Consider the following 20,156-nt stretch of genomic DNA (forward strand, 5'->3'; position numbering starts at 1 on the left):
GATTTGAATTTAGTTGAATATAAACAATCACATCTGCACATTGTGATTCGGTGATCACAATCGATCAAATTATTAAGGTTTAAATAAAGGCTCACAGACTGGTGAGCCTTGAAAGGGTGTCTTGTATTTTATACAGGCTTTCCCGCCTCATCTTCTTCAACCACATCGGTTTCTAAGCTTGCCTCTGCTAGCCATTTTTGTATTGATGGGCTGTTGAGCACGCGTTGCTGATATTGTTTTGCTTTTTCTGAAAGCTCTATTCCATAAGTTTCTACACGCAACGCCACAGGTGCAAACATCGCATCGGCAATCGACCATTCACCAAACAACCAGCCTTCTGGATGTTGCTCCATTTGTGCTGACCAAATTGCATCAATACGAGCGATGTCTTTCAATGCGTATTCACTGAGTGTGAGCTTTCGTTGTGCGCGGCAGTTCATCGGCATTTCATTTCTGATGGCAAAAAATCCAGAGTGCATTTCTGCGGAAATTGCTCGGGCATGAGCGCGTTCTTTCACTGAACTGGGCCATGCTGCGCCGTTCAAGTGGGCGTCGTTAACGTATTCGAGAATGGCCAGTGAATCCCACACCGCAACGTCGCCATCAACTAAGGTTGGAACCTTGGCCGTTGGTGTCACTTTCGCCAGAGTGTCGTAGAAATCAGAGGTGAAAAGTTTGAGCTTAATGACTTCTGCATTGAGGTTGTAGTTGTCGAATATTAGCCATGCGCGCAGTGACCAAGTTGAGTAGTTCTGGTTTCCAATATAAAGCTGCATCGTTGCTTCCTTGCGTTTGGTGGGTATGTTTTGAGCCTAGGGCATGCATTTGAGCTTAGGGGATTGTATTGCGAGGCACTAACGGATAATTTTGATGCAATACATTAATAAAAACGATGGGTGGTGATTTCAATATGGACATTGATGCGTTGCGAGGCTTTCTCGCGTTTGTAGAAACCAGTAGCTTTACGCGTGCCGCGAAACAGATCAACCGCACCCAATCGGCATTTAGTGCTCAGATGCGCAAACTGGAAGAAGAACTCAACGTCACTCTTTTCCAGAAAGAAGGACGTAATTTAATACTGACTGAAGCTGGCTTAGCGCTGCGTTCTCATGCCGAACAGTTGGTAGCGCTCCACAATACAGCCCTCAAGCAAGTAAAGCGTTACGAAGACAAACAACCTCTGCGACTCGGCTGCCCTGAAGACTACAACGACACTATTCTGCCAAAAGTGATTCGCCTGTTGCAGAAAGCGGAACCCACCTGTTCAATCCAAATATTTAGCCTGCCGAGCATTACGCTGAGAGAGTGGTTGGATGACGGAAGGCTTGATGCGGCGATTGTCACCCGAGCGCCCGACAGCGAAGAGGGGCATTGGCTCACCAGTGATATTGGGGTTTGGATTAGTAGCCCTGATTATGCGTTTGATGGTTCCAAGCCTGTTCCATTAGCCTTGTTTCAAACGGACTGTAAATATCACGCTGCAGCAGTGAATGGTTTAACTAAGCAGGGTACGCCTTATCAATTGTTGGCGTGTAGCAATACCGCTTCGGCGCAGCGTGCCATCGTCAAAGCGGGTTTAGCCATTGGCGCGATGGGTAAGCTCAGCGTGACTTCTGATTTGAAAATACTTGATGATATGCCGCCACTGCCTTCGGTCGATATTGTATTGATCTTAGCGAGCAAACATCACCCTGTATTGGATAAAGAAGTGCTCAATCAGCTTGTGGAATTAGAGTCTGATTAGCTGTGTTTATATTGGGATATTTTATAGGGATAGTTTGGTTAGGACAGTTTTATTAAGCAATCTTTGTTAGATGAACTTTGATAAATGAATTGCAATCGATGAGTTTGAAGTTGAGCGGAAATTAAGAAATGAAGAGGCCGAGAACATCGCGTTTCTCGGCCTAGTTATTGTGAGACGTTGTTGGTAATTAAGAAAGCTTGAACTTACTTAACTCACCGTGCAAATCTCCGGCTTTCATTGTCAGCTCATTACTGATTGCTACTGATGATGTCATGGTGCCCATCACTTCCACGGCGGTGTCATTGATGATCACTACATTGCGGTTAATCTCTTCTGATACTGAGCTTTGCTCTTCAGCCGCGGAAGCAATCTGATTGTTCATGTCGTTAATCACTTCAATCGCTTGGTTGATTTCAGATAGTGCTAGATGTGCTGCTTGGGTTTCCCCTTTGGTGTCATTCGCTTGCTTCTGGCTTTGCTCCATCAATATCACGATAGATTGAGTCTCTTGTTCTAGGCGAGCCAACATCGAACGAATCTCTTCTGTCGAACCTTGAGTGCGATTGGCGAGGTTACGCACTTCATCTGCCACGACAGCAAAGCCTCGTCCTGCTTCACCTGCACGTGCAGCCTCAATCGCAGCGTTAAGCGCTAGTAGGTTTGTTTGTTCTGCAATACCGCCAATCTCGCTCAAGATACCTTGAATAGCGGTGCTCGAATCGACCAAATTTTGCGTTTGTTGCTGTGCGTCATTTACCTGCACAGCTAAGTTGTCTACTGCGCTGGCGGCATTGTCCATGCGTGTCATGCCATTGAGACTGTTGCTTTGTACTTGGCTTGCGGCTGCGGCTGCTTGAACCGCTGAACTTGCCACTTCTTGCGCAGTCGCACTCATTTCATTGATCGCGGTTGCAAGTGAGTTCACCTCGTTAACCTGAGAGTTCAACTGGTCACGTGAAACTTCAGCACGAGCTTGGCCTTCTGTTGCGTTTTTATCTACTTGGTCGGCCGTTACCATAACGGTAAGTAGCATCTCTTGCATACGAGATAGGAAAGTATTGAACCAGTGTGCAAGCTGAGCGGTTTCATCTTTTCCTTTCACTTCAATGCGGTAAGTTAAGTCGCCTTCGCCTTGTGCTGCATCTTTAAAACGCTCCACTAAGTTGTTCAGAACCTTGCCCAGAGAATTGGCAATGAATGCCATTGAGGCAATGCCTAGAATAGCTGCGATGAGCCCCGCCCACACACCTTTTTCAAGTGCTTTTGAATTCTGTGCATCACTCCATTGTGTGTAGTTGTCGACGCTTTTTGTAAGGTGACTACTGGGAACCGACACCATGACTACCCATGGAGCATCACTGGTCTCAATTGCGGTAATTGCGTACTCATCGCCGCCGAAATTAACAAGACCAGCCCCTTCTCGCTTAGCGATAGATTGAATTGTCGACCATTCGGATTCCAATTCAGAAGAGACTTTTTTACCCACCATGTTTCCAGCTCGGCTGTTGGCGAGAGTTATGCCTTTCCATGATGTAATAAGGATTTTTCCTTCGCCATCAAACAAGTTACGTGCAAGCAATTCGCTTTGGCTTTGAAGCTCAAACAAAGACAAATCAAAACCAATTGAGCCAATGATTTTCCCGTCTTGTTTGATTGGTTGGCTGATGGTAGTGATGAGCTCTTGCTTACCGCGAACTGGATAGAAATAGGGTTCCATCACAAATGTCTTACCGGTTTGGTATGGCATTAAGTGCCAGTCGTCTTTGTGCTCACCGTTGCTGTTTAGCTCGGTATTGCTAAAGCTCTCCATTGCGACGGCGTCAAAGCTGTTCTGATCATTTGGAGAGAAGAAAGGCGCAAGGTAGCCCTGACTGTTAAAACCTAATTCAGTGTCCAAGCTGATCTCGTTATTCAGATCGGTTTGTTGTGGCCAAGTCTTGTTCTCCCACACCATGTAGCCTGCAAATACAGCTTTGTTTTGTGCTTCCAAGGCGGCAGTAAACTGTTTAACGATAAGGTCTGCGCTTGCATTGGTTTCTGAACTTAACTCAATAATGGATCGTGCTTGCTTAAGGTTTGCTAGTACAGGATCAAGTTGGTTGGCAATGTTCAAACCTTGTTGAATGGCTGTGTTTTGTAAATCTGTCGTTGTTGCGTCTGTCAGCTGTGTCTTTACTTTTTCAGTGACTTGTTGGTTCACATCGGTAAAGGCGCTGGTGGTCATGCCCATTGCGATCAACAGAGTGAAAGCCATTGCTCCACCTGCACTCACCGCAATTCGCGTACGTATACTGTTAAACATATGATCCCTGTAGCCAAATAGTGGTAGTTTTCCAGAGATTTTAAACAAGATAAGTGAATGGAAAATTCAAAATAATGAACACAAAAAGAATAGGGTGATCAAAATTATAAATAGGATTGCATAGTGCTCAGATTTATATCTTGTGGGCGAGTTCTATAAGGCAAGCAAATGGCCGTAATTATTTCATTAGCTATTTGTATTCATTGATCTTTTAAATTTATTGATGATATTTATTTGTCGGTAAATCAAGAAGTTGTAGTTTGAGAGTGTCCTGAATATGGATTACTCATTACGTGACTTTGCTCACGTTTTAATTTAATCCGAAGCGCATTATATCCACTTATAAAGTGTGTGTTTATGCGTTGCATGTTCAATCTGAGGAACCAAATCATTGTGCATATTTTATTGAAGAATCCCCAAGCTCTTTAGCTTTCGATAAATGGTATTGCGGCTGATGCCGAGTATTCGAGATGTCTTGCTGATGTTGCCTTGGTTCGCTTGATACGTTTGCAACAAGGTTTCTTCAACGGTACTTCTTAAATCGTTACTCGCTGTACCTTTGATGGCATTAGGAGTCATTAGCTGATGCTGATTATCGTGTGCTAACGACGTGAGATGTTGAGCAAGGTGGCTAGGTACATGTTCTAAGGTGAGTTGTCGTTCATCACTTGCCAATAGAGAAGCAACCTTAAGTAAGTTGTCTAACTCGCGAATATTGCCTGGCCAAGAATAGGCGCACAGTAAACTCATCAAATGCGGGCAGATTGTCTGTTCGTCTTCTGCGTATTTACGATGAATGTGTTCGATTAGGGCGTGCTTGTCTTGTCGATGTTGCAGGCTTGGCAAGGTGAAGGCTAAGCCGTTTAGTCTGTAAAAGAGATCTTGTCGAAATTCCCCCGTAGCGACCAACTGTTCTAGGTTTTTATGAGTCGCGGCGATGATCTGACAATCGACTTGGTAGCTCTGATTTGAGCCAACAGGCACTACTGACTTATCTTGTAGAACATGCAGCAATCGACACTGAGCCTCCAATGGCATGTCGGCAATTTCATCCAAAAATAGAATGCCCTTGTCTGCTTGGCGGATCTTACCTTGGAATCCTTTGTGGCTTGCGCCAGTGAAAGCGCCCGGTGCGTAGCCAAACAGTTCTGATTCGATAAGATCTTTCGGTAGTGCACCACAATTCACCGCCACCAAGGGGGCCGATTTACGTTGGCTTTGCTTGTGTAACGCCTTAACAAACTCGCCCTTACCAACGCCTGTTTCACCTAAGATCAACAAGCTGATCCCTTTGTCGATAACCTTATTGGCTTGCTGCCAAGCGTGTTCTATCTGTTGTTCACCATGGTGCAAATCACACGATGCCGAAATAGAGCGAGTGCGCTTTGCAGTTGCTTGTTTGAGGAGCTGTTTCTCAAACACAAAAGGCGTATCTAATGAGGTTCGGTTGAAGAGGGTATCTATGCATTCGCCGACGATCGAGGTTTGATCTAATAGTTGAGAGGCAACCTGATTGTGCGCCACTACTTCGCCAGCTTCATTGGCTATCACAATCCCTTGCCAACCACTGTGTAATAAAGATTTCTCACACGCGAGATCGATTCGAGTGGTGCCTTGTGGAATGTGACTCAGTAGCTGGTTCTCAACAAGCTGAACCATATTTTGAACCAGCAATTGTACCGAACTGTCGTGTTGTTGTTGCTCGCTAGTAATGTCCAAGACGCCAACCATTTGACCTTGATGATCGAACACTGGGCTTGCTGAGCAGCTGATAAATCGATGCTGGTGGATGAAGTGTTGTTCGCCAATGATGGATACGGGTTTCGCTTCAACAATGGCGGTGCCAATCGCGTTGGTGCCTTTAAGTTGTTCCTGCCAACATGCTCCAGAGCTGAGTGCAATTGATGTCAGCTTCTCCTTAAACCGCTCCTGTCCCCAACTTGCCAGAATTACCCCTTCAATATCCGTCAGGATCAAACGACTGTCAGTGCGTGCAAACATCTGATTAAACAGAGGGAGAGTATTACGTTCGACGATATGAATCAAGTCGGACGATTGATGACGTCGCTGTTTAAGGATTGATTGTGGCAGGCGAATGTCTTCAGGAAGTCGTCTCTGTTTTAGACCCGCTTCTGTGCTGCGGTGCCAAGAGGATGAAAGCCAATCTGAGGTGTTTGCTTGTTGAAGGTGCATGACTGTTCCATGTCGTAACAGTGAGGGTGTACCAATTTGGAACAGTTGAACACTGGTGTGGTTTCCAGACGTCCGTTCAATGCCAACTCACTTTGGGTTGTAAACGTTTGGTAATCATAGTTTTACAATTTATTAACAACAAGTTTTGAAGTTCTGGCGTGTGATTTGCGTTGTTACTGTTGTGAAGAAAACACGCAGTATCAGTGTTTTAAACAGAAAGTATAAACATGGTGACACTCTTTTTTAGAGCTCTTTTCATGAGATCTGTCCTCAAGGGAAGCCGCCATGCTAGCTCGACAACATAAGCTCAATAACGAATGAACAACGACTAAAAATCTAAGAAGGATCTAACTATGATTTACGCACAGCCGGGTAGTGATAACGCAGTGGTGAACTTTAAAGCGCAATACGATAATTTTATCGGTGGCGAGTGGGTGAAGCCTGTCAGCGGCGAGTATTTTGATAACACTTCCCCAGTGAATGGTCAGGTGTATTGCCAAGTGGCACGTTCAACCGAGGCGGACATTAGCTTGGCACTTGATGCCGCGCATGCAGCTCGTGCAAGTTGGGCTTCGACCAGTGTGACTGAGCGCTCCAACATCCTACTTAAAATTGCCGATCGCATTGAAGCGAACCTAGAAGAAATCGCAGTCGCTGAGACGTGGGAAAACGGCAAGCCTGTGCGTGAAACTTTGGCAGCAGATATTCCTTTGGTTGTCGATCACTTCCGTTACTTTGCGGGTTGTATTCGTGCGCAAGAAGGCAGCGCAGCAGAGCTCGATTCAAACACGGCGAGTTACCACTTCCCTGAACCAATTGGTGTAGTCGGCCAGATCATTCCTTGGAACTTCCCGATTTTAATGGCGGCTTGGAAATTGGCACCTGCACTGGCTGCGGGCTGTTGTGTGGTGATGAAGCCAGCCGAGCAAACACCGACATCGATCTTGGTGATGATGGAGAAGATCGCCGATCTTCTACCAGCAGGCGTAGTCAACATCGTCAATGGTTTTGGTAGTGAAGCGGGTCAAGCGTTAGCAACCAGCGATCGTTTGGCGAAATTGGCATTTACCGGTTCGACAGAAGTCGGCCACCACATATTGAAATGTGCGGCTGAAAGCTTGATTCCATCAACGGTTGAGCTGGGCGGTAAGTCTCCAAATATCTACTTCCCAGATATCTTTAATCATGAAGACGAATACCTAGATAAGTGTGTCGAAGGTATGTTGCTGGCGTTTTTTAATCAGGGGGAAGTGTGTACGTGTCCGTCACGTGTGCTGATCCATGAATCGGTGTACGACAAGTTCATCGCCAAGGTGGTCGAGCGTGCTCAAACTATTAAACAAGGTAACCCGCTAGATACTGATACTCAGGTGGGTGCACAAGCCTCTAAAGAGCAGTTCGATAAGATTCTGAGCTATCTTGAGATCGGCCGTCAAGAAGGCGCTAAAGTGCTAACAGGTGGTGAAATCGCGCAGCAACCAGATGATCTCGGTAATGGTTACTACATTCAACCAACCATGCTGGAAGGGCACAACAAGATGCGTGTGTTCCAAGAAGAGATTTTCGGTCCAGTTATCGCGGTCACCACTTTTAAAGATGAAGCGGAAGCACTAGAAATTGCCAATGACACCGAATATGGCTTGGGTGCAGGTGTGTGGACTCGTGATGCAAACCTCGCGTATCGCATGGGACGCAACATTGAAGCCGGCCGTATCTGGGTTAACTGTTACCACGCTTATCCAGCACATGCCGCGTTCGGTGGTTATAAGAAATCAGGCATTGGCCGTGAGACACACAAGATGATGCTCGATCACTACCAAAATACGAAGAACCTGTTGATCAGCTACGATACCAATCCACTAGGTTTTTTCTGATACAGGTTCGTTCTAAAAGTATGAGAATGAATCATGGGTACAAAGAACAACGAACAACGCAGTAGGCTTAATTAAGAACAAAAGCTAGAAACCAAAACGCCCAATTCAATTGAGTTGGGCGTTTTTATGTTTGAATTGGTCTAGCTTTTCGAAAAGAAGATCTCGGGCTTGTGGACAGGGCCATAGTTGCCTTCTAGCTGAGTGAGTTCCAAACCTTGCTTTCCTATCAGAGAGCCGACCAATTGGCGGTTAAACGGGTAGCTGTCGGGGTTGCTAATATACTCTTCAACATCTATCCATTTAGCTTCTTCAATTTCATCAGTGTCTTGAATCGCGATATCTTTAGTTTGAGCGATAAGGTGACAAATAAAGTAGAGGTTTGATTTGCCAAACTGATACGGGTGTCTTGTCGCCATGCCAACCACCGAAACGAATGTGGCTTCGATACCGGTTTCTTCCAAGGTTTCTCGAACAACCGATTCCTCAATACCTTCACCCAACTCAATATGGCCGCCAGGTAACTTGTAGCCAGTCATACCGTGCTCTTTAATCATCAGCACTTGGTTGTGTTCGTTGGTGATCAACGCGCCAGCACCCAAGGTGTGGGTAGGGATGAAAGGCACAAACTCTACAATCTCGGATTTGTGGATCAGCGTAATTTCGTCTTCTAGACAGTTGTGAAACACAAAGCCAAGCTCAGTCGCCACCGGAATAAGGTGCGAGAGTGAAATAGGTAAACTAATCCAAATGATGCCTTTGTTATTCTGCTTTGAAAATTCGGTGATCTCGCTGAGTTCGGCATTGAAAGAGTCAGCATCGTGAGGGGCTGTTGCTGGGTCAATGATGATGCCGTTAAATTTGTCGAGCGTAAATTCCACTAGTGATCCTTTATTATTTTTGATTTATAGGGAGTCGAGCATAGGTGGAGCTTATAACATCTTAAGGGCTTATAAAACCTGCTCTGCTTGTAGTATTTTTAAGAGCACGGCAGTGGTGGGTAAAAAGTGAGGGAGAGCGTAAAGCGGGCGGCTAGAAACAAAAACTGCGCTTGGAAGCCAAAGCGCAGTCTTGGAATAGGGTCTATGGCAGCTCGATCTTAGCGAACATAGTTAGCGTCAACACTTACGTACCAGTGTTGCAGTTTGCCGTCGGCCTTTTTGATCCATAAATCGTTGGTATAGCTCTCAATCTTACCGTTAACCGTTAAATTGAACGTGTTCTCGTCGAATTCACCAAGCTTGACGAACTGGTCCGTGGTAACTAGGAACGGGTCCATGTCGTCCACGCCAACCACATCTGAAATCACATAGTAGTGGTAAGTCAGCGGCTTGCTCGCATCATTCGGGTTGCTGCGGTACGCCACAAGCTTGAACGGTTCCGTTAATGGAACGTCGAGCGTTTGCTTGTCCATGGTCGCTGGAATCGGGATAAACAGCCAAGCGGTAAACAGACCGCTCAATAAAACCATCAGGAAGAAAAGAGTCTTAATTGCTTTCATAGCAACCTTCAAAATAGGTGATGTTGAAGACGCTATGGTAACAGGTTTGATTTGTTGATTGTAAGAGTATGAATAAGTGAAGGCGACTCCTGTCTGTTAGGAAGTTTGAACGAATTGATACACTGTTCATAAGTCACTATCTACACTAGTGCGAGTGACCTTGCGACAGGTTGATCATCACAACACCAGCCGCAACGAATAACATGCCGATCCACACCATGGTATCGAGGTGCTGGCGGTAAACGAACGTAGAAATCAGACTCACTGTCACGATAGCTAAACCTGCCCACAAAGAGTGAACCACACCAACTGGCATCCCTTTCATAGCTTGGCTCAAAAATAGAAATGCCGCCAAGTGTCCTGAAATCACCAATAAAGCAGGGATAGGTTTAGACAAGCTGAAACCGTCGGTTGCTTTAAGTGCTACGTGAGAAAGTGCTTCTGCCATCACGCCCATCATTAAGAAAAACCAGCTCATAATCGTACCTTTTGTTCGTATTGTTTTTGTTGGTATAGCGGGGTGCTTGAAAGTGTGAATCGTTGTTGCTGCTATCAAGTAACAGCGGGCTCGCCCAAATAGCAGGCACAAAAAAGCCCACACCTCACGCTTTTGCAAGGTGTGGGCTAAATCGGTGTGACTACTTGTTTAGGTAAGCAGCGTGGAACTCAATATGCTCATGAATAAAGCTAGAGATGAAGTAGTAGCTGTGGTCGTAACCTGGCTGCATACGTAGCTCTAAATCGGCATTGGTTACCTTAGCGGCTTCAACTAATTGCTCAGGCTTAAGCTGCTCAATCAAGAAGTTATCGGCTTCACCTTGGTCAACCAACATTGGCAGCTTCGTGCCTTTGGTTTTTAGAAGTTCAGAGGCATCGTAGTGCTTCCACTCTTCAATATCTAAGCCTAGATATTGGTTGAATGCTTTTTGTCCCCAAGGGCATTGCATTGGGTTAGTGATTGGGCTGAATGCAGAGATAGAACGGTAGCTATCTTCGTTCTTGATGCCAATCGTTAGGGCACCGTGTCCGCCCATGCTGTGACCAGAAATAGATTTCACTGAAGTCACAGGGAAGAAAGACTCAATCAAAGCTGGGAGCTCTGTTACCACGTAATCGTACATATGGTAATGGCTGTCCCATGGTGCTTGAGTGGCATTCACATAGAAGCCTGCGCCTTGGCCTAGATCGTAGCTTTCATTGTCGGCAACGCCTTCGCCACGTGGGCTAGTATCGGGTGCGACAATCGCAATACCTTGCTCAGCCGCAGCTTTGAATGCGCCGGCTTTTTGCATGAAATTTTCATCGGTACAGGTTAAGCCTGATAACCAATACAAAACAGGAACTGGGTTTTCTTTGCTTGCATTTGGCGGCAAGAAAATCGCAAAACGCATGTTGCAGTCAAGCGTTGCAGAAAAGTGGGTGTATTGTTTGTGCCAACCACCAGCAACCTTTGCTTGGCTAATGTTTTCGATTGTCATCTATTGTGCTCCGTTAGGTTGATGGTTTTGGGGAATAACATGTCTATATCATTTAAAGTTTCACCACCCACCGGGCAGGAGGTGGTGAAGACAGTTTGTTGCTTTTTATTTATAACTTTGGCCTCGACACCTAAGTATCGAGACCAAGAGGTGTTATACCAATCACAGTAAGTAGATGGTCATAAATAGCGCAGGAAAAAGGCTTGAGAACAAGGCAGAAATTTTCGATAAGTAGTTATTCTACAATCAAAATTTCTAACGCCGTTATCGAGTGTTTTAACAAGCTAGAATGACCAGTTATTTACTACGATTAGTATTATTTATCCATATGTAGAACAGTACGGATAGATTCACCTTTGTGCATTAGGTCGAATGCTTCGTTTACGTCTTGCAGACCCATAGTGTGAGTAATGAACTCTTGCAGGCCAAACTCACCTGCCATGTAACGGTTAACGATTTCTGGAAGCTCAGAGCGGCCTTTAACACCACCGAAAGCAGAACCACGCCATACACGACCAGTCACTAGTTGGAATGGACGAGTTGAGATCTCTTGGCCTGCACCTGCAACACCAATGATTACTGATTCGCCCCAACCTTTGTGACAGCACTCAAGTGCTTGACGCATCACGTTTACGTTACCGATACACTCGAACGAGTACTCAACACCGCCGTCTGTCATCTCAACGATAACGTCTTGGATTGGCTTGTCGAATTTAGTTGGGTTGATGCAGTCAGTCGCGCCAAGCTGTTTTGCTAGCTCGAATTTGCTCTCGTTGATATCTACACCGATGATGCGGTCAGCACCAGCCATACGAGCACCAATGATTGCAGAAAGACCGATACCACCTAGGCCGAATACAGCAACGTTGTCGCCTTTTTCAACTTTGGCTGTGTTCAGTACAGCGCCCATACCTGTTGTTACCCCACAACCTAGAAGACAAACTTCTTCAAGTGGTGCTTCTTTGCTTACTTTCGCTAGAGAGATTTCTGGAAGTACTGTGTACTCAGAGAAAGTAGAGCAACCCATGTAATGGAAAATTGTTTCGCCATTGATAGAGAAGCGGCTTGTACCGTCTGGCATCAGGCCTTTACCTTGCGTTTCACGAACGGCTTGGCATAGGTTAGTTTTGCCAGATGTACAGAACTTACATTCGCCACATTCAGCTGTGTAAAGTGGAATAACGTGGTCGCCAATCTCAACACTTGTAACGCCTTCGCCGATCATCTCAACGATGCCGCCACCTTCGTGACCAAGAATTGAAGGGAAGATACCTTCTGGATCGTCACCTGATAATGTGAATGCGTCAGTGTGACAAACACCAGTAGCAACGATGCGAACTAGAACCTCACCAGCTTTAGGAAGTTGTACATCAACTTCTTCCATTTTTAGTGGCTCGCCAGCTGCCCATGCAACCATTGCTTTTGATTTGATATGCGTTTGACCAGGTTTAATTTCGATTGTCATTGGATGTTTCCTATATATGTCAGTACAGCGGATAACTGTGCAATTAGCTTCAACCCGTTAAGAGTAGTTGAGCTTAATTGTTTCCGCTCTCTCGTTTTGTTGGAGCTAGTATAGGTGTGAGTGCATGTTTTGATAATCCCTCGAAATGGAAAATGATTATTACGTATTTGTAATAATTGGTGTGGAAAGCTGATCTGTTTTCCCAGTGATTACTTTATTCGGATCGAGTCGGTTTTTGATAGCGGGCTACTTATCCAAATCGTCTGAATATATATCTTTCATTGATGTTTTAGTGGTTATCTTATGGCGGCTTATATATTAATAACTGATTCGTACGATAGAGTCATTAATACTCATAATCGTTACTAACCAATTGAATTATGAGGATTGAAGCAATATCGCATAAGCACTCTGTATGCGACGTTTTGTAAGATATCAGAAACAATAGTGTCATTTTTCTCACCTAATCTCCTCGCCAAATTTTGAGTTCTAACTTTTTGGGAAGAGAAAATGAAAAAGAGTACATTGACCGTACTTTCAGGCTTGATAGCAGCAGCTCTGGTTGGTTGCAATTCAAGTTCACCAAGTGATGACAGCGGCAATATGGACAGCGCAGTGCAAGTGGCGTTCATGCCTGATATCCATTTCCATGATGTTTACGGTGATTTTCAGGACGGCTCGTTCGCAGGGTTGCCGAATGCAATCAGTGGTAAGAATGCAACGATCAGAACGATGGAGTCTCAGATGAACTCTACTCGTCTATTCAACGAAAACTACTTCGCGATGATTGCGGCGCTAGATGATGTGGTTGAGCGTGGCGTGAAGTACGTAGCCCTGCCGGGTGACTTCAGTGATGACGGCCAACCCATTCATATGCGTGGTTTAGTAAGCATTTTTGATCACTACCGCGACACGTACGGCCTTGAATTTTTTGCAGCCCCAGGCAACCACGATCCAGTGAGGCCATTTACTATCCCTGCGGGTAAGTCCGACTTTTTAGGTGAAGGGGGTAAGAACCAACGTATTTATAGTCGCGGTAAAGAAGAGTGTGTTGGCTATGAAGCTGAGTGGACAACTATTCCCGGTGACGGCGATAACCTAGCAACCATATGTACTGAAGAAGTGCGTGAGTGGGGCTATGAAGAGATCATGAGTATCCTTGGCACTCACGGCTTCTACCCTCAGCAAGATTATCTCTACTTTGAAACCCCTTATAGCAGTGCGCAAGCTCGTACCAATTACAGCTATGAATTAGCGAAAGAAGAAGCAGCTTTTGATAAGCGCATGTACGAGATCTGTTATGAAGGAACAGGTGGTAGTTATAAAGAGAATGGCTACTCTAGTTGTTCTGAAGTGCCGGATACCAGTTACTTAGTCGAGCCAGTTAAAGGCTTGTGGCTGTTGGCCATTGACGCGAATGTTTATCGCCCTAAAGAAAATTCGTCTGATAGCTCTGTAGACGGAAACACGTTTGATGGATCAAGCAGCGCTGGCTACAACATGATGCTGACTCACAAAGAACATGTGATCGATTGGATCTCTGATGTAGTAAAAGCAGCGAAAGAGCAGAATAAGACGCTTGTTTCCTTCTCGCACTTCCCAATGACAGATTTCTACAACGGTGCCTCTGAAGAGATTGAAGATCTGTTTGGTGAAGGAAGCCATCAACTGGCTCGTGAACCAGATGACAATACCAGTCGTGCACTTGCTGCAACAGGATTGAATATCCACGTTGGCGGTCATATGCACTTTAACGATACTGGTAAGAAAAGCTTCAATATCGATGGTGTTCAGCACACGCTCTTTAATATCCAAGCGCCATCGTTAGCGGGCTATATTCCAGCCTATAAGCTGTTGAATATTCGCCCTGATAACCAAATTGAGGTCGAGACTGTGGTTATCGATCAAGTCGAACGTTACAACGAACTGTTTAGTCACTACGAAGAAGAGCATGCATACCTTACTCAAGCTGCAAATGGAGATCCTGATGCAGAAGCTAAGATCTGGAACAAAGATATTCTGGATTCAGAGAGCTACTACGAACTGACTGACTGGCATATCCGTGAATTAACGCGCTTACGTTTCCTTCCTAGTGATTGGCCAATCGAAATGCGTGAAATGATCATGCACATGAACGGTGAAGAGATGATGATCATGTCTCAACTAGAAACGCAGTTCACGGTTTGTCAATTAGCCGACAAGTTGGGTTCTCCAGTTGAAGGCTGTACTGCAAATGGTGTCGTTGATGAGGAACAGTTCCAGAAAGATTGGCAGGCAGCCAAAGTAGAAGCTGAGTTTTTGGCATCTACTGAGGGGTTAAGCTTAGCTGACTTTGCAGAGTGGAGCGGTGAGCTACTAGCGACAGATTTCTATCGACTACGTAACGCAGACGAACTGGCGTTCCGTGATATCGGTGAAACACAACTGCGCCAATACGAACTGCTAAGCCGCGAGCTTGCCGACTTTGATGGCACGGTGGATTCAGAGCTAGGTGATCTTGGCCAATATACCGTGGGAGAGGTATTCCGCTCTCGTTTTGGTAGCTTGTTCGTGATTCTTGAAAAATTCGCAACAGGCCAAGCGAGTGATCACTTCTTGATTGATGTCGACCAGCAAACCCTGACCGATCTTAAAGGTGAAGTTAAACGCAATATTCTAAGAGGCTCAACGTCAGCAAATTAAGTGTCTTACCGATTAGATGATTAGATTGATGAAGAGCCTGCTTGCCATGAGTTAGTGGGCTCTTTTGTTTGTCTGAGCGTAGGTTTAATCGAGAATTACACCTAAGAATTTTTAAGGTGCATCATGATAATTACTTGCTGAAAATCGCATGAATCGGAAATAAAACTACAATATTCTGAGCGCCGTATTTTATTGTTGTGGACTCAAACATGCTTTTATCTCTCCCACCTCCAGTGATGCTGTCACTTGCCATCGTGCTTGAAGTTGTCGCAACTTCTCTATTACCTAAAACGCAAAAGTTTACTTCTTTGCCCGCGACTGCCGCAGTGCTGGTCGGTTATGGCTTTGCTTTCTATCTGTTGTCTCTCACGGTGCAAACCATGTCTTTGGGTGTGGCGTATGCGATTTGGTGTGGGGCAGGGATTGTATTAGTCGCAGCATTGTCTTGGCTGGTCTACGGGCAAAAACTCGATATCTTCGCGGTCATCGGTATCGCTTTGATTTTGGCAGGTGTTGTGATTATTAACTTGTTTTCGACGTCGGTGAGTCATTAGGGGAGCTAGTTGTGTTATGCGTGAGGGGGGCACAACTTTGTGACTCGTTATGTACGCAACACAGGAGTTTCAGCTACTGAACTTGTTAAGTTTAACCCTCAAGAACTTATTCCTAGTTAACTTCTCAATAGTCGAGTTGGTTGATTCTCGACTGGTACATCCCTGCCCGTTTATTTGACAGATTGAATACTCTACACAATTTAGCGACGAGCCTTTCCCGACTAGAATTCACTCAAACGCAGTAAATATTCAACATATGCAACAATAAGCAACCCACTCGATTGACTTTCTTCTAACTTATTGATTTTATAAAAAGTCACAAAGAGAAGATCGCATTATTTTATTACTTGCTATTTAAAGGTCGCTATAGCGACTTTGCTACTACTTGTCATAGATTTTGTGGAAATCACAAGTTACACACATAAATAATAATTATTACTTATACAACAGAGTCAGAGATGCGAATTTTAATTTTCTTAATAGTTTCTATTAGCTTGGCTGGGTGCACTCAAGATCGACATCAAGAAGATATTGAAGCAAAAAAAGCTGCATACTTTCAACAGGCAGAGCAAGGGGACGCTCATGGTCAATTTAATCTAGGCGTTATGTATGAAGACGGAAAAGGTGTATCTCAGGACGATACACAAGCAGTGTCTTGGTATAGAAAGGCCGCAGAGCAAGGGCATGCAAGAGCTCAAACCAATTTAGGACGGATGTACAAAAAAGGCAGAGGTGTTTCCCAAGATTATGAAGAGGCGGTGTCTTGGTATAGAAAGGCCGCGGAGCAGGGGTATGCAAGAGCTCAAACCAATTTAGGATGGATGTACGACGAAGGCCGAGGTGTTTCCCAAGATTATGAAGAATCAGTGTCTTGGTATAGAAAGGCCGCAGAGCAGGGGTACGCGAGAGCTCAAACTAACTTAGGATGGATGTATAAAGAAGGCCGAGGTATTTCTCAAGATGATAAAGAGGCGGTGTCTTGGTATAAAAAGGCAGCTGAGCAGGGGGAGGCGAGCGCTCAAAACAATTTAGGATGGATGTACGACGAAGGCCGAGGTGTCTCTCAAGATGATAAAGAGGCGGTGTCTTGGTATAGAAAGGCCGCTGAGCAGGGGTACGCTAGAGCTCAAACCAATTTAGGATGGATGTACGAAAATGGCCGAGGTGTCTCTCAAGATGACAAAGAGGCGGTGTCTTGGTATAGAAAGGCCGCTGAACAGGGGTATGTAAGAGCTCAAACTAACTTAGGATGGATGTACGAAAAAGGCATCGGTGTTTCCTTAGATAACAAAGAAGCGGTGTCTTGGTATAGAAAGGCCGCTGAGCAAGGACATGCGAGAGCTCAAACTAACTTAGGATGGATGTATAAAGAAGGCCGAGGTGTTTCTCAAGATGATAAAGAGGCGGTGTCTTGGTATAGAAAGGCCGCTGAGCAGGGGTACGCGAGAGCTCAAACCAACTTAGGGTGGATGTACGACGAAGGCAGAGGTGTTTCCCAAGATGATAAAGAGGCGGTGTCTTGGTATAGAAAGGCCGCAGAGCAGGGGTATGCGAGAGCCCAAAACAATCTAGGTATTATGTACGACGAAGGCACAGGCGTTTCTCAAGGTGATAAAGAGGCTGTGTCTTGGTATAGACAGGCCGCAGAGCAGGGGTATGCGAGAGCCCAAAATAATCTAGGCATTATGTACGACGAAGGCAGAGGTGTTTCTCAAGGTGATAAGGAGGCGGTGTATTGGTATAGAAAGGCCGCTGAGCAGGGTTATACGAGAGCTCAAACCAATTTAGGATGGATGTACGAAAAAGGCCAAGGTGTTTCTCAAGATGATAAAGAGGCGGTGTCTTGGTATAGAAAGGCTGCCGAGCAAGGGCATGTGCTAGCTCAAAACAATCTAGGTGTTATGTACGCAGAAGGCAGAGGTGTCTCTCAAGATGACAAAGAAGCGGTGTCATGGTTCAGAAAAGCCATTCAGCAGGGTTCTGTTGATGCTCAAAACAATTTAGGCGTTATGTACAGAGAAGGCCGAGGTGTTTCTCAAGATGATAAGGAGGCGGTGTCTTGGTATAGAAAGGCCGCTGAGCAAGGACACGCGCTAGCTCAAAACAATCTAGGCACCATGTACTCAGAAGGTCGAGGTGTTTCTCAAAATTATGAAGAAGCGGTGTCTTGGTATAGAAAAGCCATTGAGCAGGGTGCTATGGATGCTCAATATAATCTTGGATTGTCTTACGAACGAGGTGTGGGTGTAATTCAAGATTATGAAGAAGCGGTGTTGTGGTTTAGAAAGGCCGCTGAGCAAGGGCATGCGCTAGCTCAAAACAATCTAGGCAGCATGTACGTAGAAGGTCGAGGTATCTCTCAAAATTATGAAGAAGCAGTATCTTGGTATAGAAAAGCCACTGAGCAAGGACTTGCGCTAGCTCAAAACAATCTAGGCATTATGCACGAAAAAGGCCTAGGTGTTTCTCAGGACTATAAAGAAGCGGTGTCTTGGTATAAAAAGGCTGTCGAGCAAGGACATGCGCTAGCTCAAAACAATCTAGGCGTTATGTACGGAGAAGGCCGAGGTGTTTCCCGAGATGATAAAGAAGCGGTGTTTTGGTATAAAAAGGCCGCTGAGCAGGGGGTTGTAGATGCTCAACATAACCTTGGAATGTCTTACGAGCAAGGTGCGGGTGTTTCTCAAGACGATAAAGAAGCGGTGTATTGGTATGAAAAGGCTGCAGAGCAGGGGCATGCGAGATCTCAAAACCATTTAGGGTGGATGTACGATGAAGGCATCGGTGTTTCTCAAGGTGATAAAGAGGCGGTGTCTTGGTACGGAAAGGCCGCTAAGCAAGGACTTGCGACAGCTCAAAACAATCTAGGCGTTATGTACGCAGAAGGTCGAGGTGTTTCTCAGGACTATAAAGAGGCGGTGTCTTGGTATAGAAAGGCCATGGAGCAGGGTGATGTAGATGCTCAAAACAATCTAGGTGTTATGTACGCAAAGGGCACCGGTGTTTCTCGAGATGAAAAAAAAGCGGTGTCTTTGTACACAAAGGCAGCTGAGCAAGGACTTGCGACAGCTCAATACAATCTTGGGTCAATGTACGCAGAAGGTAAAGGTGTGACTAAAAACGATAAAACATCTTACATGTGGTTAAAATTAGCTCAATATAATGGCAAGGAAGGGATGCAAAACGACTTTGATATAATGACTAAAAGAATGACATTAATCGATGTCAATGAGGCGAAAAAAAGAGCTAAAATATGTTTGGAATCTGATTACATTCGATGTAATTAAATACAACCTTCATGCAACGTCAATAGTTGATTGAACTTAACTGCACTTAATCCGCACCGAGATTTAGACATATGACAGGCTCCCGATAGGGAGCCGTTTTTACACTACAAAGTCAATTCGAAGGGTGAATTTCTACTAGCTCCCCCGCTAAAGGCTTTTTACTCAATAATAGTGGTTTGAGCGGAACCGCATTTAGTCGGCATCTAAACCAACCTTTTATTAGTGCGATTTTACGCATCGCGCTCGCTCTCCAATACTCACTTATTCATACCTTTAGTTATCCACGAATTGCTAATTTAGAGTAAGTCCTGAGACACTTTTGTCCAACAATGAGCAGGTCTACCCTTCCTCACACCCCAACACTGCCACAAACGCATCTAAATACTGTTCGATAGTCAGATCCGCAGATACTGGCGGCAGCTCTACAGTAATGCACGGCAGGTTTCTTTCCTGACACCATGTGCCGAATGAGCCTGGGGTTTCGTAATCAACGTCTTCAACGAGCGGTAGGTTGAACTGCTTGCCTAGCCAAATGGCGAGTTCAGATTGGGTTGGGTCGTCGACCATAGCGAGCGGTTCGTGGAAAGAGATGACGAACTTGGGTTGGCGCTGCTCAATGAGGTTGATGAGTGACTGCACTTCAGGTTCAAGTTGGTTGGCTTGTCCCGTTTTCACTTTTACGTCTCTGACCGGCGTGTGAGAACTCCAGCGATAGACGGTACCGTTTTCTGTCCAGTTTTGAGTTGGGAAGGCGCGGTTCAGATCGACTTGGTTGGCGTTGGCGCGAGTGCCTAACTGGTTGCCATCTGGGTTCATCGATAAGATCACATCGTGTCGTAAATTGGCGGCTGGCAAGCTTCTCAGGGCGCAAGACAAACCTGCGATTGAAGCCGTTTCATCACCGTGTGTGCCTGCTAAAATCAGCCCGCGAGATTCGCTTTCTATTTGCGCGGGGAAGTAGAGCAAAGGCGCACCCAACACTGATTTTCCATATGACAGCGGCTTTATTGAAAACGCAGCTCTTTCCGTTCTTGGAATTAAACTCACCTTAATCTCCTGATTGATCAAGTACTATCAAG

At 45.3% G+C, this 20,156-nt stretch carries 14 protein-coding genes; 5 read left to right on the top strand and 9 right to left on the bottom strand.

All coding sequences use genetic code 11. The annotated features are described in order from the left end of the window. Window positions 1-128: 128 nt before the first annotated feature. Window positions 129-776: a glutathione S-transferase family protein gene (locus L3V36_RS05085; protein WP_208774339.1), complete on the bottom strand. Its 648-nt coding sequence runs from the start codon at window positions 774-776 to the stop codon at window positions 129-131. A 116-nt stretch (window positions 777-892) separates the two neighbouring features. On the opposite strand from L3V36_RS05085, the gene L3V36_RS05090 reads away from it, so the two are divergent. Beyond that, complete coding sequence (locus tag L3V36_RS05090; RefSeq protein WP_208774338.1) at window positions 893-1,744, top strand: LysR family transcriptional regulator; 852 nt, start codon at window positions 893-895, stop codon at window positions 1,742-1,744. 187 nt (window positions 1,745-1,931) lie between these two features. Here L3V36_RS05090 and L3V36_RS05095 read toward each other — a convergent pair whose 3' ends face one another. Both L3V36_RS05095 and L3V36_RS05100 read right to left on the bottom strand, forming a co-directional pair. After that, window positions 1,932-4,046 (bottom strand): methyl-accepting chemotaxis protein, encoded by a 2,115-nt coding sequence (locus tag L3V36_RS05095; RefSeq protein WP_208774336.1) that lies wholly within the window; start codon window positions 4,044-4,046, stop codon window positions 1,932-1,934. 402 nt (window positions 4,047-4,448) lie between these two features. After that, on the bottom strand, window positions 4,449-6,239 hold the full coding sequence (locus L3V36_RS05100) for a sigma-54-dependent Fis family transcriptional regulator (RefSeq protein ID WP_208774334.1): 1,791 nt from the start codon (window positions 6,237-6,239) through the stop codon (window positions 4,449-4,451). Window positions 6,240-6,592: 353 nt separating this feature from the next. Here L3V36_RS05100 and L3V36_RS05105 point away from each other — a divergent pair, with 353 nt between their 5' ends. Beyond that, on the top strand, window positions 6,593-8,113 hold the full coding sequence (locus L3V36_RS05105; protein WP_016785531.1) for an aldehyde dehydrogenase family protein: 1,521 nt from the start codon (window positions 6,593-6,595) through the stop codon (window positions 8,111-8,113). Between the two features lie 140 nt (window positions 8,114-8,253). On the opposite strand, the gene L3V36_RS05110 is transcribed toward L3V36_RS05105, so the two are convergent. From L3V36_RS05110 to L3V36_RS05130, 5 genes are all read right to left on the bottom strand, one after another. Continuing rightward, the gene (locus tag L3V36_RS05110) at window positions 8,254-8,991 is read right to left on the bottom strand and encodes an NUDIX domain-containing protein (protein WP_208774333.1); all 738 of its coding nucleotides are present in this window, start codon (window positions 8,989-8,991) and stop codon (window positions 8,254-8,256) included. A gap of 218 nt (window positions 8,992-9,209) precedes the next feature. Next, a complete protein-coding gene (locus tag L3V36_RS05115) occupies window positions 9,210-9,611 on the bottom strand; it encodes a hypothetical protein (protein ID WP_017083094.1) in 402 nt (133 codons plus the stop codon). Window positions 9,612-9,756: 145 nt separating this feature from the next. Then, window positions 9,757-10,089, bottom strand: a complete 333-nt coding sequence (locus L3V36_RS05120) for a multidrug efflux SMR transporter (protein WP_009846216.1) — start codon at window positions 10,087-10,089, stop codon at window positions 9,757-9,759. Between the two features lie 160 nt (window positions 10,090-10,249). After that, a complete protein-coding gene (fghA, locus tag L3V36_RS05125; protein WP_102448166.1) occupies window positions 10,250-11,089 on the bottom strand; it encodes an S-formylglutathione hydrolase in 840 nt (279 codons plus the stop codon). 316 nt (window positions 11,090-11,405) lie between these two features. Continuing rightward, window positions 11,406-12,554 carry an S-(hydroxymethyl)glutathione dehydrogenase/class III alcohol dehydrogenase gene (locus L3V36_RS05130; RefSeq protein ID WP_102448167.1) on the bottom strand — a complete coding sequence of 383 codons (1,149 nt, stop codon included), beginning with the start codon at window positions 12,552-12,554 and terminating at the stop codon, window positions 11,406-11,408. 510 nt (window positions 12,555-13,064) lie between these two features. Here L3V36_RS05130 and L3V36_RS05135 point away from each other — a divergent pair. The 3 genes from L3V36_RS05135 to L3V36_RS23920 all read left to right on the top strand — a co-directional run bounded on the left by L3V36_RS05135 (window position 13,065) and on the right by L3V36_RS23920 (window position 19,077). Beyond that, window positions 13,065-15,236, top strand: a complete 2,172-nt coding sequence (locus L3V36_RS05135; protein ID WP_102448168.1) for a metallophosphoesterase — start codon at window positions 13,065-13,067, stop codon at window positions 15,234-15,236. Window positions 15,237-15,445: 209 nt separating this feature from the next. Then, window positions 15,446-15,790, top strand: coding sequence for an SMR family transporter (locus tag L3V36_RS05140; protein ID WP_208774331.1), 345 nt, complete (start codon window positions 15,446-15,448; stop codon window positions 15,788-15,790). Window positions 15,791-16,248: 458 nt separating this feature from the next. Beyond that, window positions 16,249-19,077, top strand: a complete 2,829-nt coding sequence (locus L3V36_RS23920; RefSeq protein WP_208774329.1) for a tetratricopeptide repeat protein — start codon at window positions 16,249-16,251, stop codon at window positions 19,075-19,077. Window positions 19,078-19,416: 339 nt separating this feature from the next. On the opposite strand, the gene mpaA is transcribed toward L3V36_RS23920, so the two are convergent. Continuing rightward, window positions 19,417-20,124 (bottom strand): murein tripeptide amidase MpaA, encoded by a 708-nt coding sequence (mpaA, locus tag L3V36_RS05175; protein WP_102447033.1) that lies wholly within the window; start codon window positions 20,122-20,124, stop codon window positions 19,417-19,419. Window positions 20,125-20,156 lie beyond the last annotated feature (32 nt).

The organism is Vibrio sp. G-C-1 (assembly GCF_021728015.1).
GTDB lineage: Bacteria > Pseudomonadota > Gammaproteobacteria > Enterobacterales > Vibrionaceae > Vibrio > Vibrio splendidus.

What these genes read in the sequence shown, in the direction of transcription:
- L3V36_RS05085 (WP_208774339.1), bottom strand. Translation starts at nt 776, where the DNA reads ATGCAGCTTTATATTGGAAACCAGAACTACTCAACTTGGTCACTGCGC.
- L3V36_RS05090 (WP_208774338.1), top strand. Translation starts at nt 893, where the DNA reads ATGGGTGGTGATTTCAATATGGACATTGATGCGTTGCGAGGCTTTCTC.
- L3V36_RS05095 (WP_208774336.1), bottom strand. Translation starts at nt 4,046, where the DNA reads ATGTTTAACAGTATACGTACGCGAATTGCGGTGAGTGCAGGTGGAGCA.
- L3V36_RS05100 (WP_208774334.1), bottom strand. Translation starts at nt 6,239, where the DNA reads ATGCACCTTCAACAAGCAAACACCTCAGATTGGCTTTCATCCTCTTGG.
- L3V36_RS05105 (WP_016785531.1), top strand. Translation starts at nt 6,593, where the DNA reads ATGATTTACGCACAGCCGGGTAGTGATAACGCAGTGGTGAACTTTAAA.
- L3V36_RS05115 (WP_017083094.1), bottom strand. Translation starts at nt 9,611, where the DNA reads ATGAAAGCAATTAAGACTCTTTTCTTCCTGATGGTTTTATTGAGCGGT.
- L3V36_RS05120 (WP_009846216.1), bottom strand. Translation starts at nt 10,089, where the DNA reads ATGAGCTGGTTTTTCTTAATGATGGGCGTGATGGCAGAAGCACTTTCT.
- fghA (WP_102448166.1), bottom strand. Translation starts at nt 11,089, where the DNA reads ATGACAATCGAAAACATTAGCCAAGCAAAGGTTGCTGGTGGTTGGCAC.
- L3V36_RS05130 (WP_102448167.1), bottom strand. Translation starts at nt 12,554, where the DNA reads ATGACAATCGAAATTAAACCTGGTCAAACGCATATCAAATCAAAAGCA.
- L3V36_RS05135 (WP_102448168.1), top strand. Translation starts at nt 13,065, where the DNA reads ATGAAAAAGAGTACATTGACCGTACTTTCAGGCTTGATAGCAGCAGCT.
- L3V36_RS05140 (WP_208774331.1), top strand. Translation starts at nt 15,446, where the DNA reads ATGCTTTTATCTCTCCCACCTCCAGTGATGCTGTCACTTGCCATCGTG.
- L3V36_RS23920 (WP_208774329.1), top strand. Translation starts at nt 16,249, where the DNA reads ATGCGAATTTTAATTTTCTTAATAGTTTCTATTAGCTTGGCTGGGTGC.